A 15,485-nucleotide genomic window follows, 5' to 3' on the forward strand; every position below is an offset into this window, starting at 1 on the left:
GAAACACCAGAGCTTCGTTAGACGAACTCCTGCAACACGCATCCGAAAGAGCCCAACGATGACAGCCCCCTTCCCGACCGGCGTCTATTGCGCTGCTGCCACCCCCTTCAACGCCGACCTGTCGGTGGATCATGGACTGTTCACCTCACACTGCCAGCGCCTGCTCGACGACGGCTGCACCGGCATCGCGATGCTCGGCACCACGGGGGAAGCCAATTCGCTGTCATCGCGCGAGCGCATGGCGCTGCTGGACGCCGTGGTCAAATCGGGGATCTCGGCGTCGAAGCTGCTGCCGGGCACCGGCGTGGCCTCGATCATGGAAACAGTCGAGCTTACGAAGCACGCTGTCGCCAACGGCGTCGGTGCCGTCGTGATGCTGCCGCCATTCTACTACAAGGGCGTGTCCGATCAGGGCATCGTCGACGCCTATACAGCGGTGATCGAGCGCGTCAACGACCCACGCCTGCGCGTTGTGCTGTATCACATCCCGCAGATGTCAGCGGTGCCGATCTCGCTCGATGTTATCGATCGCCTGCGCACGCGCTTCCCGGAGATCGTCGTCGGAATCAAGGATTCCGCAGGCGAGTTTTCCAATATGAGCGCGATCGTAGAACGCTTCCCGGGCTTCTCGGTTCTGGTCGGTGCCGATCCCCTGATGCTGAAGCTGCTGCCGATGGGGGGCGCCGGCTGCATCACGGCGGCGTCGAACCTCGTCAGCCGCGAGCTTGCCACTGTATTTGCGGGCTTCAACGATCCAGCCAAACAGGCAGAGGTTGCCGCTGCACAGGAACGCATCGTGGCGACGCGCAATGCGGTGTCCACCTATGCGCAGCTTCCCTCGCTGAAGGTGCTGCTGGCGAAGCGTGACAACAATGACAATTGGCTGCGGGTGCGGCCGCCGTTGACGGGCCTTGGCGCGAGCGAGGCAGCCAAAGTCCGCGAGTCGCTGCCCGTCTAAACGGCCGTTGCTGCGAACTCGCGCCAGCCTTTGGCGCGCAGTTCGCAGGCCGGGCATTTGCCGCAGCCGTACCCCCAGTCGTGCAGCGCACCGCGCTCACCGAGATAGCAGGTGTGCGAGTGTTCGCGGATCAGGTCGACGAGGCCCTGCCCGCCGAGTTCTTGCGCCAGCGCCCAGGTCGCGGCCTTGTCGCGCCACATCAGCGGGGTATGCAGCGTGAAGTTCCTGGCCATGCCGAGATTGAGCGCCTGCTGCAGCGCCTTGATGGTGTCGTCGCGGCAATCGGGATAGCCGGAATAATCCGTCTCGCACATGCCGCCGATGATGTGGGTGATGCCACGCCGATAGGCCAGGGCTGCGGCAAAGGTCAGAAACACCAGATTGCGGCCGGGCACGAAGGTGTTGGGCAGGCCGTCCGCGCCCATCTCGATGGCAACGTCGCGCGTCAGCGCGGTATCGGAGATGGCGCTGAGTGTCGGAATATCCAGCGTGTGGCTGTCGCCGAGTTTGGCGGCCCAGTCGGCATTTAATGCTTTCACGCCGGCAAGGAGTTTGTCGCGGCTGTCGAGCTCGATGGCGTGGCGCTGACCGTAGGCGAAGCCAAGCATCTCGACGCGCCTGAAACGCGCCAGCGCCCAGGCCAGACAGGTGGCGGAATCCTGGCCGCCGGAGAACAGCACCAGCGCGGTTTGATCTGGGAAAGTGTCGCTCATGGGCTGCAGATAGCACTCTGCAGGGCTGTGTGAAAGACAGGCAAAACGGGGCATTTTCGCTGGGCCACGCCGCCGTCCTGCGGCATAGCAAAGGCTTCTGTTGTGAACCGTGGTGCCTCATGACCCCTTCCCGCGATATAGCCGGCCTGATCGAGATCATGGCCCAGTTGCGCACGCCCGTGACGGGCTGCCCATGGGATCTGGAGCAGGACTTCGCGAGTATCGCGCCCTATACGATCGAGGAGGCCTATGAGGTCGCCGATGCCATCGTCCGGCACGATCTCCACGACCTCTGCGACGAACTCGGCGATCTCCTGCTGCAGGTGGTGTTCCACGCCCGGATGGCCGAAGAGCAGAACGTATTCGCGTTCGGCGATGTCGTGGAGGCGATCACCCGCAAGATGATCCGCCGGCATCCGCATGTATTCGCCGACAAGGACGGCAACCTGACGCCAGGCCATGTGAAGGGCGTCTGGGACCGCATCAAGACCGAGGAGAAGGCCGAGCGAGCCGCGCGACGCGGCGTGGACATTCCGCCGTCCTCCTCGTTCCTCGCCAGCGTCAAGGCCGGGCAACCTGCATTGAGCCAAGCCATGGAGCTGCAGACAAAAGCCTCCAGCGTCGGCTTCGACTGGAATGATCCGCGCGCGGTGCTGGCGAAAATCCGCGAGGAAGCCGACGAGATCGAAGCCGCGCTCGATCGCGGCGATCGGAGCGAGGTGGCAGCCGAGACCGGCGATCTGATGTTCGCGCTGGTCAATCTCGCGCGCCATGTGAAGGCCGATCCGGAGCTGGCGCTCCGCGCCACCAATGCGAAATTCGAGCGGCGCTTCGGCTATATCGAGCGGGCTCTGGCTGCGAAAGGAAGCTCGCTGCAGGAGGCGTCGCTCGAAGAGATGGATGCGCTGTGGAACGAGGCGAAAGGCGCGGAGTAGCCGTCAGTACTCCGCGGGATGCAGCACCGCGCCATACTTGCTCATCACCACATCGCGCTTGGTCTCGTCGACGCGCACCACCATGTCGAAATGTCCGTCGTGCAGTTCCTTCACGAGAATCTCGGCATTGCGATGTAGCCAGCTCACGCCCGCGCCATCGGCGGCATCGATCTGCAGATCCAGCGTCACGCGCGCAGCCGCAAGCCGTTCCTCGATGGCGTTGAGCAACGCATCGATGCCCTCGCCGGTTTCCGCGGAAACCATGAAGCACGGCTTCTCTGGCGGACGGCGGGCCGCAATATTGGCGAGGTTTTCACGCTCGTCCGGCGAGAAACGATCGATCTTGTTCCAGACTTCGAGGATGCGCGCTGATGCATCGGTGTCGATGCCGAGCTGACGCAAAACCTTGTCGACATCGCTCTGCTGCGCGTCGGCGTCTTCGTGCGAGATATCGCGAACATGCAGGATGATGTCGGCTTCCAGCACCTCTTCCAGCGTGGCACGGAAGGCCGCGACGAGCTGGGTCGGCAGGTTGGAGATGAAGCCCACCGTGTCCGACAGCATCGCCTTGCCGCCATGCGGCAGCGTCAGCGCGCGCAGCGTCGGATCGAGGGTCGCGAACAACATGTCCTCGGCCTGCACGTCGGCGCGCGTCAGCCGGTTGAACAGCGTCGATTTGCCGGCATTGGTGTAACCGACCAACGCAACAACGCGATACGGCACGCGCTGGCGGCCGGCGCGATGCAGGCGCCGCGTCGCCTGGACTTTTCTGAGATCGGCCTCCAACCGCGCGATGCGGTCGCCGATCATGCGGCGATCGGCCTCGATCTGGGTCTCGCCGGGGCCGCCCATGAAGCCAAAGCCGCCGCGCTGGCGTTCCAGATGGGTCCATGAGCGGACCAGACGACTGCGCTGATAGTTGAGATGCGCGAGCTCGACCTGCAGCGTGCCTTCCTTGGTCTTGGCACGGCGACCGAAGATTTCGAGGATGAGGCCGGTGCGGTCGAGCACCTTGGCCTTCAGTTCCTTTTCCAGATTGCGTTGCTGGATCGGCGACAGCGCGCAGTCCATCACCACGATGCCGATCTCGTTCGCCGCGATCAGACCGGCGATCTCCTCGACCTTGCCCTTGCCGAGATAGGTGGCCGGGCGGATCTGGCTCAGCGGCGCGGCGACGGCCTCGACCACGGTGAGGTCGATGGCGCGTGCGAGACCGACCGCCTCTTCGAGTCGGGCTTCCGTATCGCGGACATGAGAATAGGCTTGCGCGTCGGCATCGCCCCGCCGTTCGCGCAAGTAAGGACCGACCACGAGAACGCGGCCGGTCGATTCGCTGCTGGCCGAGGGTCGGTCGGCAGCATTGCCTTCGAAGCTACGAAATTCCAATCAAGCGTCTCTCAGGAGTTCGCTCAAGCCGGATCCTCGCCACCCTCAAACAGCTGAATCGGTGCGCCCGGCATGATGGTCGAGATCGCATGCTTATACACCAGCTGCGAGTGTCCGTCGCGCCGGAGCAGAAGACAGAAATTGTCGAACCAGGTGACAATGCCCTGCAGTTTGACGCCGTTCACGAGAAAGATCGTGAGCGGAGTCTTGGTCTTGCGTACGTGGTTGAGGAAGGTGTCCTGTAGATTCTGTGCGCGGTCTGCCGCCATTTTTTTTAATCCCGCAGTCTGTTTTGTTGCTTTTTTTGAACCCGGCGCAGCCCTCTCCGGAGCCTTACCAAGCCGCCGCGCTTTCCCCTGAGATCCCCCTCCGGGAGCGCGACGACCTGATTAGACGGCAGGCGCGCTTTTTAGGCAAGCCGGAACGCGGAATTGGTGCCTAAAAGCGCGGCAAATTTTAGGAAATCGCCGCGAATTTATGGAATTCCTGCCTCAGACGCGTCGCGATACCACCAGGCTTGCCGTCACCAATCTGTTTGCCGTCGATGTTGATGACCGGCATCACGATCTGACTCGCCGACGAGACGAAGGCTTCGGCGGCGTCATAAGCCTCGGCGGGCGTGAAGTTCCGCTCTTCCAGTTTGAGCTGCATCGAGGCCAAGACCTCGATCAACACCGCTCGGGTGATGCCCGCAAGGATGCCGCGCTCAGCCGTGCGTGTGACCACTTTGCCGTCTTTGGTGACGATCCAGGCGTTGCATGATGCGCCTTCGGTGACAAAACCGTCGGCGTCGACATACCAGGCTTCATAGGCGCCCTTGTCGCGGGCTTCCTGGCGCGCCAGCACATTGGGCAACAGGCCGACCGTCTTGATGTCGACGCGCGGCCAGCGATTCTCAGCCGTCGTGATCACCTTCACGCCCTTGGCAGCGGTCGCCTGGTTCTTGGCGAAGTTGAGCGATTTGGCGGTCACGACCACGCTGGGCTTCACCTCCGGCGACGGGAAGCCATGATCGCGATGGGCGACGCCGCGGCTGATTTGCAGATAGACGATGCCGTAATTGATACGGTTGCGGCGGATCACTTCCTGCATCACCACCTTGAGCGATGTCAGCGGCATTGCCTCGGCGATCCGCAATTCCCGCAATGAGCGCTGCATGCGCGCAATATGGCGGGGAAAGTCGACCATCTTGCCGCCGATGATCTCACAGACTTCGTAGATGCCATCCGCGAATTGATAGCCGCGGTCCTCGACGTTCACCGCGGCATCGCGCAGGTTGACGTACTGACCATTCACATAGGCGATGCGCGACATGTTCGTTCCGAGGCTTGGGTTGAAATTTGAGTTGGTGCGAATGCTTAGCCGACGCCGAGCGCCTTGAGCTTGCGGTGCAAGGCCGAACGCTCCATGCCGACGAATTCAGCGGTACGCGAGATATTACCCGAAAAACGGCTGATCTGCGCAATCAGATAATCGCGTTCGAACACTTCGCGGGCCTCGCGCAGCGGCAGGCCCATGATGTGCTCGCCATTGTTGCTGGTGGGCATCGACGGCACCATCGAGCCGACGTCCTGCGGCAGCATGTCGGCGGTGATGATGACCTCAGGTCCGCCGCCGGCCAGGATCATGACGCGTTCGACGTTGTTGCGGAGCTGGCGGATATTGCCCGGCCAGACATGGGACTGCAGCACCGCCATGGCGTCCTCGCCGATCTGCCGCTTCGGCAGGCCTGTCGCGATGGAGATCTGCTCCATGAAATATTCGATCAGCTCCGGAATATCTTCACGGTGCTCGGACAGTGGCGGCACCCGGATCGGCACCACCGAAAGGCGATGATAGAGGTCCTCACGGAAGCGACCTTCGGCGATTTCCTCTTCGAGATTGCGCGCGGTCGACGAGATGATGCGGACATCGACATTCACCTTGGTCGTGCCACCCGCCCGCATGAAGGTCTGGTCCACCAGCACGCGCAGGATCTTGTTCTGGGTCTCGCGCGGCAGATCGCCGATCTCGTCGATGAACAGCGTGCCGCCATGGGCTTCTTCCAGAGCGCCCGCCTTGCGCGCCTGTTCGCCATTGGTTTGCTCGACGCCGAACAGTTCGACTTCCATGCGCTCTGGCGTAATCGCTGCGGCGTTGATGACCACGAACGGTCCAGTGGCACGGGCGGAAGCCGCGTGCAGCGTGCGCGCTGCGAGCTCCTTGCCGGCGCCCGAAGGGCCGACGATCAGAATGCGGCTATTGGCCTTGGCAGCGCGATCGATGGTCTGGCGCAGCTGGTTCATGGCGGCCGAGCGCCCAGTTAGCGAATTGGCGATCGGCGCGAGCTGTTTCAGTTCCTTGACTTCGCGTTTCAGCCGCGAGGTCTCGAGCGCACGCGTTGCGACAAGGATCAGGCGATCGGCCTTGAACGGCTTTTCGATGAAATCGTAGGCGCCGCGCTTGATCGCGGCGACGGCAGTTTCGATATTGCCGTGGCCGGAGATCATCACCACCGGCAATTCGGGATTGTCGCGCTTGACCTGCTCGAGCAGTTGCAGGCCGTCGAGCTTGCTGCCTTGCAGCCAGATGTCGAGAAACACCAGGCTCGGGCGGCGATTGGCGATCTCCGACAAGGCGGAATCGCTGTCCCGCGCCGTCCGCGTGCTGAATCCTTCATCGTCCAGAATGCCCGCAACGAGGTCGCGGATATCGGCTTCGTCGTCGACGATCAGAATGTCATTTGCCATGGCTCAAAATATCCTGGTCATGTTTTTTCTTGTCAGCTGCCGGCAGCGGCTTTGATCTTGCGTTCGTCATCGGGTGTAGCGCCAGGTTCGCTCTTGTCCGCGTCAGCTTTCTGACCGGACACCGCGAACCGCAACCGCATCCAGGCGCCACGCTGTCCCGGGCGAATGTTCGAAGCATCGTTCAGTTCGATACGGCCGCCATGATCTTCCAGAACCTTGCCGACGATGGCGAGACCGAGGCCGGTGCCCTTCTCGCGCGTCGTCACATAGGGCTCCAGCAGGCGCGAGCGACTGACGGTCGGCAGGCCGATTCCGTTGTCGATCACGTCGATCACGACGTCGTCGTTGTCTCTGGAAGCGATGACGTCAATGCGACCCTTTCCGAGTTCTTCGGCAGGAACCACTTCGATGGCTTCGGTCGCATTCTTGATGATGTTGGTGAGCGCCTGCGAGATCAGCCGGCGGTCGAACCGCGCGCGCATCGGCTCTTCCTTGATCTCGGCGGAAATATCCAGATCGGGATGACCAACCCGCATCAGGAACACGGCCTGACGCACGGTGTCGGCAACGTCCTCGCCTTCGATCACGGGCTTGGGCATCCGCGCAAAGCGCGAGAATTCGTCGACCATGCGCCTGATATCGTCGACCTGCCGGACGATCGTGTCGGTGCATTGTTCGAAGATCGCCTTGTCATCGACGATCACCTTGCCGAACTTGCGTTTGATGCGCTCGGCAGAGAGCTGGATCGGCGTCAGCGGGTTCTTGATCTCATGAGCGATGCGGCGCGCCACGTCGGCCCAGGCCGAGGTGCGCTGCGCGGAGACGAGTTCGGTGATGTCATCGAGGGTGATGATGTAACTGTCGCGCGATTGGCTGGTCTGTTCAGCGCTGACACGGACCGACAGGTTACGCTCCTGCCCGTCGCGGGTGATTGTGACCTGCCCCTGCACCAGCCGCTGCGATCCCTCGCGTGCGGTCTGCATCAGCTCGTCGAGCTCCGGGATGATCTCGTGCAGCGGGTGACCCAACGTCTCGGACTCCGAGTGACCGACAAGCTTCTCGGCGGAGCGGTTGAGAATGCCGATCATGTTGGAGCCATCGACACCGATGATGCCAGCGCTGGCCGATGACAACACGGCCTCGATGAAACGGCGGCGGCTGTCGATGACGTCGCTGGCGCTGACCAGTTCGTCGCGTTGCGTACGCAATTCCTGTGTCATCTTGTTGAAGGTCTCGCCGAGATGGGCGAGATCGCCCTCGGACTGGATCACCGGCACTTGCACATGCAGATCGCCCGTCGAGACCATGTTGGCTGCGCCCATCAGGCGGCGGATCGGCGCCACCAGCCAGTTGGCGAAATTCAGTCCGATCAGCACCGACGACATCAGCACCGTCAGTGCGATCACCGTGAACATCAGCGCGAAGGCCACCTGAATGCCCAGCCTTCGGGATTCCAGTTCGGCATATTCGGCGACGCTGGCCTCGGTCTGTTTCAACTGCGCGACCACGCGTGGATCGAGCAATCGCGCCACATAAAGGAAGGTGTTGTCGAAGGCCTTCAGCCGGATCACGGCAGCGACGTAATTGCCCTCCGGAATGATGGCGATCTCGGGCTCGCTGTCATTGACGTTTTGCAGAAATTCGGGCGCAGGCGTCGTGAAATCCTGACGGATTCCGGTTTGCGCGGATTCAAGGACGTTGCGATCCTTGTCGATCAACATGGCGCCCGGCAGATTACGCGACGCCGCGTTAGCTGACAGCAGGCTGCGGAAGGTGCCGCGGTCCTGGTCGTAGAGCGGACGGATATGGGCGAGATCATTGGCCATGCCCAGGATATCGCCGCGGATCAGCTGTGCATGCTCATGGACGTAAGCGCGGGCGACGGTCAGTGAATTGCCGATCACGGCACGGGTTGGGCCTGAGAACAGTCGGTCGAGGCCGCGGTCCAGCGTCACATTGGCGACGATCGACACCAGCACGGCCGGCAGCACGGCGATCACGGAGAACAGGCTGACAATCTGGACGTGAAGGCGTGCGGCAGCCCTGCCCCGGCGGCGGGCCTGGACCACTTTCCAGACTTCACGGGCGATGATCAGGACCAGCAGGAGGACGCTGGCGGCATTGATCAGCAGGAAGGTGACGACGACCTGATGGGTCGGCGCCATCGGCGTCAGACCATTCAGGACGACGAAGGTCAGGCATGACGAGAGGAGTGCCAGGCCGACGGCCAAAGGCACGAACAGCCGCCGCAGGGACCACCTGCGCGGCTCCGCCATCGACGGTTCATAGGCTGTAGCCGACGTGTCTGCGCTGGTCATTCCGACAATGTGGTGAGCGTGGACGCCGTGCGGCTGCCGGGGATTGCCCGGACCGCACTGATGCAATCATACAACAATGTTGCTCAATTACGACAAATCCGCGGCGCAGACCAGCAAACGAAAGCGCATCTCCTGCGTTTTCGTTTGTTTTTGCGTCTCAAACCCTGGAATTGCTCGATCTCGCTGCCGGGATCAGCCCCCGGTTCGATAGACCTGAATGTCGAGGTCGCGAATCTTCTTCCGCAGCGTGTTGCGATTGAGACCGAGCAGATCCGCGGCGCGAATCTGGTTGCCCCTCGTCGCCGCCAGCGCTGCAGTCAGCAGCGGCACCTCGATCTCGCGCAGAATGCGGTGATAGAGGCCGGGCGGCGGTACGCCATTCGGGAAGCTGGAGAAGTGCGAGGACAGATAGACCTCGACAGCTCCACCGAGATTATCCACGCCGGTCGGCGTGTTACCACCCGAGGCCACAGCGGGCGGTGCCAGTTCACCGTCGATCACCGAACCGGTGATGACGTCCTGCGGATAGAGCGCTGCCAGGCGGCGGGCGAGGTTTTCGAGTTCGCGCACGTTGCCGGGCCAGCGATGCTGCTTCATGCGCTCGAGCGCGAGAGCGTCGAGCTTCTTCGGCGGCAGGCCGTCCTTCTCAGCGAGGGCAAAGAAGTGTCGGATCAGGTCCGGCAGATCCTCGATACGCTCGCGCAGCGGCGGCAGGCGCAGCGGCACGACGTTGAGGCGGAAGAACAGGTCTTCGCGGAACAGACCCTGCTGGATCAAGATGCGCAAATCCTTGTTCGAGGCGGCCACGATGCGCACGTCGGTCTTGATCGGGGTGCGTCCACCGACGGTCGTGTATTCGCCCTGCTGCAACACACGCAGCAGGCGGGTCTGGGCTTCCATCGGCATGTCGCCGATTTCGTCCAGGAACAATGTGCCACCTTCGGCCTGCTCGAAGCGGCCGGTGGCGCGGGCGTTGGCGCCAGTGAAGGCGCCGCGCTCATGGCCGAACAGTTCGGACTCGATCAGATCGCGCGGGATCGCCGCCATGTTGACCGCCACGAACGGGCCGTTGCGGCGTTTGCCGTAGTCATGCAGCGCGCGGGCCACCAGTTCCTTGCCGGTGCCGGACTCGCCGGAGATCATGACCGTGAGATCGGTCTGCATCAGGCGGGCGAGCACGCGGTAGATTTCCTGCATCGCCGGCGAGCGGCCGACCAGGGGGATCGAGTCGAACTCACCATCGTCGGCGTGGCTCGCGACACGTTCCTTCGGCTCGGCCAGCGCACGACCGACGATTGCGATCAGTTCCTTCAGATCGAACGGCTTCGGCAGATATTCATAGGCGCCGCGCTCGGAGGCGCGGATCGCGGTCATGAACGTATTTTGCGCGCTCATCACGATGACTGGCAGATTGGGACGCATCTTCTTGATCCGCGGCAGCAGGTCGAATGCGTTCTCGTCGGGCATCACCACGTCGGTGATGACGAGATCACCCTCGCCCTGGCTGACCCATCGCCACAGCGTGGCTGCGTTTCCGGTCAGACGAACCTCGTATCCGGCGCGCGACAGCGCCTGATTGAGGACGGTGCGGATCGCCGTATCGTCGTCCGCGACCAGAATGCTACCTGCAGCCATCGTTAGTCCTCGTCTTACGTCTGTGAGGTGTTCGTCGGTGCCGCGGAGGCATCGGCGTTGCTTGGATCAAGGGTCTTGTCGTCCAATGTCTTGGCGGGGTTGAACATTGGCAGCAGCACGCGAAACGTCGTCTTTCGAGGCTGTGATTCACATTCGATGATGCCGCCGTGATCGCCGACAATCTTCGCTACCAATGCAAGACCCAGGCCGCTTCCGGTGGGTTTGGTGGTGACGAAGGGATCGAACAGGTTGGGCAGGAGATCGTCGGGAACGCCGGGACCGTTGTCCTTGACGCAAAACTCGAGCGGCAGTGACACGCGCGATTTCTTGCCCGGCACTGACAGGCGCACGCCGGGACGGAATGCGGTGGTAAGCTGGATCTCGCCGTCGGAGCCGAGATCGACGATGGCTTCCGCGGCGTTCTTCACCAGATTGAGGAACACCTGAATGAGCTGATCCTGATTGGCGAGCACCGGCGGCAGCGACGGGTCGTAGTCCTCGATGAAGCGAATGTTGCGGGCGAAGCCGGACTGCGCCAGGCGCTTCACATGATCGAGCACGGAGTGAATGTTGACCGGGCCACGCGCCACTGGACGATCGTCGCCGAACACTTCCATGCGGTCGACCAGCGTGACGATGCGGTCGGCTTCATCGCAGATCAGGCGCGTCAGCATGCGGTCTTCAGACGATGCCGACTGCTCGAGTAGCTGTGCGGCGCCACGGATACCCGACAGCGGATTCTTGATCTCATGTGCCAGCATCGCCGCCAGCGCGATCACCGAACGTGCGGCGCTGCGATGAGTGAGCTGCCTATCCATCTTGTCGGCAATGGTGCGTTCCTGCAGCATCACCACGATATGGCCCGGTCGCTCGGTGAGCGGCGCGACGTGCAGATCGACCTGACGATCGCCGCCAATGCGAGGCGTGCCGAGATCGACCTTGTATTCGTTCACCGGCGAACCGGCGGCGCGAACCTGATCGATCAGCGCCAGCAGCGGACTGCCGAACGGCACCAATTCTTTCAGCGACTGCCGGCGCAGGAACTGCGCGGAAATCTCGAAGAAGGATTCGGCGGCCATATTGGCGTCGACGATCTTGCCGTCGGGCGCGATCAGGATCACCGGATTCGGCAGCGCGTTGAGAATGGCCTCACTGTCGGTGGGGACAGGGCGACGGTGCTCTGCGGCGTTCATGCGGCGGCACTCCATGCGAAATCGTCAAAAGCGTCGTTCAGAGACCGCTGCACACCGGAGGGATCTTCGGATGTAAGGATCTTCTGTCGCCAGGTCTTCAGCACGGCCGCGGGTGCGCAGCTCGTGGCTGCTGCGGCATCGAGCGCCCAGCCGAGATGCTTGCGCGCGTGGCGCAGGCCGATGCGCAGGCCGTAGTGACGGACCACACCGTCATAGAGCGCGCAGATATAGGCGAGCTGCTGCTGCAGCGACGGCACGGCTTCGGCGATGCCGGTTTCGAGACGCCGGCCAATCTGGCCCGGCAGCCACGGCATGCCCTGCGCACCGCGGCCCATCATGACGGCGTCGGCGCCAGACATTTCAAGCGCGCTCACAGCCTTGTCGTAGGAGGTGATATCGCCATTGACGATAACGGGGATGCCGACGGCGTCCTTCACAGGGCGCACGGCGCTCCAGTCGGCTTCGCCCTTGTAGAACTGGCAACGGGTGCGGCCGTGAACGGTGATGAGCTGTACACCCGCCTGCTCCGCGCGCTGCGCGAGTTCTGGCGCATTCAGCGTGCGATCGTCCCAGCCAAGGCGCATCTTCAGGGTCACCGGCACCTTCACGGCATCGATCGTCGCCTCGATCAGCTTCAGCGCATGGTCGAGATCGCGCATCAGCGCGGAGCCGGACTGGCCGCCGGTGACGTGCCGCGCCGGGCAACCCATATTGATATCGATGATGTCGGCGCCCGCCGCTTCGGCCACCCGGGCCCCCTCGGCCATCCAGCGGGTCTCGCAGCCGGCCAGCTGAACCACATGCGGGCCGATCCCGGTCGCTTCGCACCGTAATACCGACATGGGGCGGCCGTTGACGAGATCGTCGCTGGCGGTCATTTCTGACACGACGAGGCCTGCCCCGAGTTCGGCGGTCAGCCTGCGGAACGGCGCATCGGTAATGCCCGACATCGGCGCCAGAACGACCCGGTTGGCGATCTCGATGTCACCAATTCGTAAGCGCTTGCTGTATACTGAGTCCGGGATGGTCACAGACCTGCTCGTCGTTCTCTCGCCCGCTGCATTGCGGGCATAAGGCGCATAATGCGCACATTTGTTGTGCAGTCAACCGTCATGCCTACACATTAGACAGATGAGTTCATTTTGCAAGTGCAGTGCAGCAATGCACCCTTATGCAGCCACGAGAATGTAATCATACTGGTTTTGCACGTGGCCGTGCTAAGGGCTATGCGATCACCGCTTACCCCTTAATCACCTGACCCTGATGACAAAATCACCTAATACTGCCGGTTTGAAGACAGCCGCAATTATCGTTGCCGCCGGCCGCGGCCTTCGCGCCGGGTCCGGTGGACCGAAGCAATATCGCATGATCGGAGGCCGCAGCGTTATTGCGCGGGCCATGGAGCCGTTCTGCAACCATCCCCAGGTCTTCGCCGTCCAGCCGATCACCAATCCTGACGATATCGCGGCCTTCAACGAGGCGGTCAGTGAGCTGCGGTATCATGCTCCTGCGAATGGTGGCGCGACGCGTCAGGCATCGGTGCGTGCCGGACTGGAGGCACTGGCCGATCACGCACCGGATATCGTGCTGATCCATGACGCAGCCCGCCCTTTCGTGACACCGGCCTTGATCGAGCGCGCCATTGCCGCTGCGCAGATGACCGGCGCTGCCGTGCCGGGCGTTGCCGTCACGGATACGATCAAACAGGTCAATGAGGCCGGTCACGTGGAAGCGACGCCGGACCGTGCGCGCTTACGCAGCGCGCAGACGCCGCAGGCATTTCGTTTCGATGTCATCCTTGAAGCGCATCGTCGTGCTGCAAAAGAAGGCCGCGATGATTTCACCGACGATGCCGCGCTCGCCGAATGGGCGGGATTGACCGTGGCAACCTTTGAAGGCGATCTTGCAAATATGAAGCTCACGACCCCCGAAGATTTCATTCGCGAAGAAGCGCGTCTCGCAGCATCGCTCGGCGATATCCGCATGGGCACGGGCTACGACGTGCACGCCTTCGGCGACGGCGATCACCTGATGATCTGCGGCGTGCGCGTGCCGCATACACGCGGCTTTCTTGCCCATTCCGACGGTGACGTCGGCCTGCATGCGCTGGTCGATGCGATCCTGGGTGCGCTGGCCGATGGCGATATCGGCTCGCACTTCCCGCCGAGCGATCCCCAGTGGAAGGGGGCGGCCTCCGACAAATTCCTGAAATATGCCGTCGATCGCGTCACCGCACGTGGCGGCCGAATCGCAAATCTCGAAGTGACGCTGATCTGCGAACGGCCGAAGATCGGCCCACTGCGCGATACGATGCGCGAGAAGATCAGCGAAATCACCGGCGTGGCGCTGTCGCGCGTGGCCGTGAAGGCGACCACCAGCGAACGTCTTGGCTTCACCGGCCGCGAAGAAGGCATCGCCGCCACTGCCGCCGCCACCATCCGCCTTCCCTGGACCGACTGATATGGCAGCGAGTGACGCACGAGCCCTCTCCCGCGCGCTGCTCGATCTCTGCCGCAGCCGCAAGCTGACGATCGCGACCGCCGAGTCCTGCACCGGCGGTCTCGTCGCCGGCGCGCTGACGGAAATTCCCGGCTCGTCCGACGTGATCGACCGCGGCTTCGTCACCTATTCCAACACCGCCAAACACGCGATGCTCGGCGTCAAGACGGCGACACTTGAGAGCTTCGGCGCGGTCAGCAAGGAGACCGCAATCCAGATGGCCGTCGGTGCGCTGGAAGAGGCGGATGTCGATCTCGCGGTCTCGATCACCGGAATCGCTGGTCCTGGCGGCGCAACGCCCGGCAAGCCGGTCGGCCTCGTGCATTTTGCCGTCGCATCGCGTGACGGTCGCATCGTCAACAAGGAGTGCCGTTTCGGCGCCATCGGCCGCAGCGCGGTGCGTCAGCGCTCGGTGCTGGAAGCCTTGCGGATGCTCATCGAATTGGCGCGCGGACCGCAGCCACCAGCCAAGAAGCGCGCGGCAGCAAATCTGGCGCGGCCGCGTGTGGCGCGCTCGCCGCGACGCACGGCCGTCAAGCGTCGTAGGCCTACGGCACCCTTGAAGAAGCCGACAACTAAGAAGTAGACGGAACGCCCGTGACTCGTGGCACACGATAGACTTCGTCCGCGCGCTTCTCGAAGGCTACGGCAAAGCGCTGGAATGCAGCATCGAACATCGTGCCCATCAGCATCGCCAGCATGCGGCTCTTGAACTCATAGGCGATGAAGAAGCCGACGTCGCATTCCCCGTCGTCTGCCTTCGGCTCAAAGGTCCAGCGGTTTTCGAGATTGCTGAACGGACCACGCAGATATTCGACCATGATCTTCAGGTTCGGCCGATCCAGCGTAACGCGGCTGGTGAAGGATTCCTGGACCAGCTTGAACGACACGGTCATGTCGGCAACGATGACCTCGGTGCCATTTTCCTGCGGCGTGCGCTGGCGAATCTTCAGCGATTTGCAGAGCGGCACGAATTCCGGATAGCGCTCGACATCGGCGACCAACTCGAACATCTGGGAGGCGCTGTGACGCACGCGGCGCTTGTTGGCAAATCTCGGCATCGTCGCGTTCTCAGCGCGCGAGAGCGGCGCGCGCTGCCTGCAGCTTGGCGAAATCCTC

14 protein-coding genes are annotated in these 15,485 nt (G+C 62.7%); 4 read left to right on the forward strand and 10 right to left on the reverse strand.

What is annotated here, in order from left to right:
• Nucleotides 1-58 precede the first annotated feature (58 nt).
• Nucleotides 59-958, forward strand: coding sequence for a dihydrodipicolinate synthase family protein (locus tag ACEK02_RS27510; RefSeq protein ID WP_371424643.1), 900 nt, complete (start codon nucleotides 59-61; stop codon nucleotides 956-958).
• Here the strand turns inward: ACEK02_RS27510 and queC are convergent.
• Entirely contained in the window at nucleotides 955-1,671 is a 717-nt protein-coding gene (gene queC, locus ACEK02_RS27515) for a 7-cyano-7-deazaguanine synthase QueC (protein ID WP_371424644.1), read from the reverse strand. The genes ACEK02_RS27510 and queC overlap by 4 nt on opposite strands.
• 119 nt (nucleotides 1,672-1,790) lie before the next feature.
• Between queC and mazG the strand changes: the two genes are divergently transcribed.
• Nucleotides 1,791-2,606 (forward strand): nucleoside triphosphate pyrophosphohydrolase, encoded by an 816-nt coding sequence (gene mazG / locus ACEK02_RS27520; RefSeq protein WP_371424645.1) that lies wholly within the window; start codon nucleotides 1,791-1,793, stop codon nucleotides 2,604-2,606.
• Nucleotides 2,607-2,609: 3 nt separating this feature from the next.
• On the opposite strand, the gene hflX is transcribed toward mazG, so the two are convergent.
• The 8 genes from hflX to dusB all read right to left on the reverse strand — a co-directional run bounded on the left by hflX (nucleotide 2,610) and on the right by dusB (nucleotide 12,898).
• Nucleotides 2,610-3,992, reverse strand: coding sequence for a GTPase HflX (hflX, locus tag ACEK02_RS27525; RefSeq protein WP_371424646.1), 1,383 nt, complete (start codon nucleotides 3,990-3,992; stop codon nucleotides 2,610-2,612).
• 23 nt (nucleotides 3,993-4,015) lie between these two features.
• Nucleotides 4,016-4,261 carry an RNA chaperone Hfq gene (gene hfq / locus ACEK02_RS27530; protein WP_068731834.1) on the reverse strand — a complete coding sequence of 82 codons (246 nt, stop codon included), beginning with the start codon at nucleotides 4,259-4,261 and terminating at the stop codon, nucleotides 4,016-4,018.
• Nucleotides 4,262-4,448: 187 nt separating this feature from the next.
• A complete protein-coding gene (locus ACEK02_RS27535) occupies nucleotides 4,449-5,306 on the reverse strand; it encodes a D-amino-acid transaminase (protein WP_371424647.1) in 858 nt (285 codons plus the stop codon).
• Between the two features lie 44 nt (nucleotides 5,307-5,350).
• Nucleotides 5,351-6,721 carry a sigma-54-dependent transcriptional regulator gene (locus tag ACEK02_RS27540; RefSeq protein WP_371424648.1) on the reverse strand — a complete coding sequence of 457 codons (1,371 nt, stop codon included), beginning with the start codon at nucleotides 6,719-6,721 and terminating at the stop codon, nucleotides 5,351-5,353.
• A 32-nt stretch (nucleotides 6,722-6,753) separates the two neighbouring features.
• Nucleotides 6,754-9,039 carry an ATP-binding protein gene (locus ACEK02_RS27545; protein WP_371424649.1) on the reverse strand — a complete coding sequence of 762 codons (2,286 nt, stop codon included), beginning with the start codon at nucleotides 9,037-9,039 and terminating at the stop codon, nucleotides 6,754-6,756.
• Nucleotides 9,040-9,231: 192 nt separating this feature from the next.
• Nucleotides 9,232-10,674: a nitrogen regulation protein NR(I) gene (gene ntrC, locus ACEK02_RS27550; protein WP_371424650.1), complete on the reverse strand. Its 1,443-nt coding sequence runs from the start codon at nucleotides 10,672-10,674 to the stop codon at nucleotides 9,232-9,234.
• 14 nt (nucleotides 10,675-10,688) lie between these two features.
• Nucleotides 10,689-11,867 carry a nitrogen regulation protein NR(II) gene (locus ACEK02_RS27555; RefSeq protein ID WP_371424651.1) on the reverse strand — a complete coding sequence of 393 codons (1,179 nt, stop codon included), beginning with the start codon at nucleotides 11,865-11,867 and terminating at the stop codon, nucleotides 10,689-10,691.
• Complete coding sequence (gene dusB / locus ACEK02_RS27560) at nucleotides 11,864-12,898, reverse strand: tRNA dihydrouridine synthase DusB (RefSeq protein WP_371424652.1); 1,035 nt, start codon at nucleotides 12,896-12,898, stop codon at nucleotides 11,864-11,866. Before dusB ends, ACEK02_RS27555 begins: the two co-directional genes overlap by 4 nt.
• Nucleotides 12,899-13,130: 232 nt before the next feature.
• Between dusB and ACEK02_RS27565 the strand changes: the two genes are divergently transcribed.
• The gene (locus ACEK02_RS27565; protein WP_371424653.1) at nucleotides 13,131-14,327 is read left to right on the forward strand and encodes a bifunctional 2-C-methyl-D-erythritol 4-phosphate cytidylyltransferase/2-C-methyl-D-erythritol 2,4-cyclodiphosphate synthase; all 1,197 of its coding nucleotides are present in this window, start codon (nucleotides 13,131-13,133) and stop codon (nucleotides 14,325-14,327) included.
• A gap of 1 nt (nucleotide 14,328) precedes the next feature.
• Entirely contained in the window at nucleotides 14,329-14,952 is a 624-nt protein-coding gene (locus tag ACEK02_RS27570; protein WP_371424654.1) for a CinA family protein, read from the forward strand.
• On the opposite strand, the gene ACEK02_RS27575 is transcribed toward ACEK02_RS27570, so the two are convergent.
• Nucleotides 14,942-15,427 (reverse strand): type II toxin-antitoxin system RatA family toxin, encoded by a 486-nt coding sequence (locus ACEK02_RS27575; protein ID WP_371424655.1) that lies wholly within the window; start codon nucleotides 15,425-15,427, stop codon nucleotides 14,942-14,944. The genes ACEK02_RS27570 and ACEK02_RS27575 overlap by 11 nt on opposite strands.
• Nucleotides 15,428-15,485: the final 58 nt, after the last annotated feature.

Source organism: Tardiphaga sp., from assembly GCF_041424195.1.
GTDB lineage: Bacteria > Pseudomonadota > Alphaproteobacteria > Rhizobiales > Xanthobacteraceae > Tardiphaga.

What these genes read in the sequence shown, in the direction of transcription:
- ACEK02_RS27540 (WP_371424648.1), bottom strand. Translation starts at nt 6,721, where the DNA reads ATGGCAAATGACATTCTGATCGTCGACGACGAAGCCGATATCCGCGAC.
- ACEK02_RS27535 (WP_371424647.1), bottom strand. Translation starts at nt 5,306, where the DNA reads ATGTCGCGCATCGCCTATGTGAATGGTCAGTACGTCAACCTGCGCGAT.
- ACEK02_RS27575 (WP_371424655.1), bottom strand. Translation starts at nt 15,427, where the DNA reads ATGCCGAGATTTGCCAACAAGCGCCGCGTGCGTCACAGCGCCTCCCAG.
- queC (WP_371424644.1), bottom strand. Translation starts at nt 1,671, where the DNA reads ATGAGCGACACTTTCCCAGATCAAACCGCGCTGGTGCTGTTCTCCGGC.
- ACEK02_RS27565 (WP_371424653.1), top strand. Translation starts at nt 13,131, where the DNA reads ATGACAAAATCACCTAATACTGCCGGTTTGAAGACAGCCGCAATTATC.
- hfq (WP_068731834.1), bottom strand. Translation starts at nt 4,261, where the DNA reads ATGGCGGCAGACCGCGCACAGAATCTACAGGACACCTTCCTCAACCAC.
- mazG (WP_371424645.1), top strand. Translation starts at nt 1,791, where the DNA reads ATGACCCCTTCCCGCGATATAGCCGGCCTGATCGAGATCATGGCCCAG.
- ntrC (WP_371424650.1), bottom strand. Translation starts at nt 10,674, where the DNA reads ATGGCTGCAGGTAGCATTCTGGTCGCGGACGACGATACGGCGATCCGC.
- ACEK02_RS27555 (WP_371424651.1), bottom strand. Translation starts at nt 11,867, where the DNA reads ATGAACGCCGCAGAGCACCGTCGCCCTGTCCCCACCGACAGTGAGGCC.
- ACEK02_RS27545 (WP_371424649.1), bottom strand. Translation starts at nt 9,039, where the DNA reads ATGACCAGCGCAGACACGTCGGCTACAGCCTATGAACCGTCGATGGCG.
- ACEK02_RS27510 (WP_371424643.1), top strand. Translation starts at nt 59, where the DNA reads ATGACAGCCCCCTTCCCGACCGGCGTCTATTGCGCTGCTGCCACCCCC.
- ACEK02_RS27570 (WP_371424654.1), top strand. Translation starts at nt 14,329, where the DNA reads ATGGCAGCGAGTGACGCACGAGCCCTCTCCCGCGCGCTGCTCGATCTC.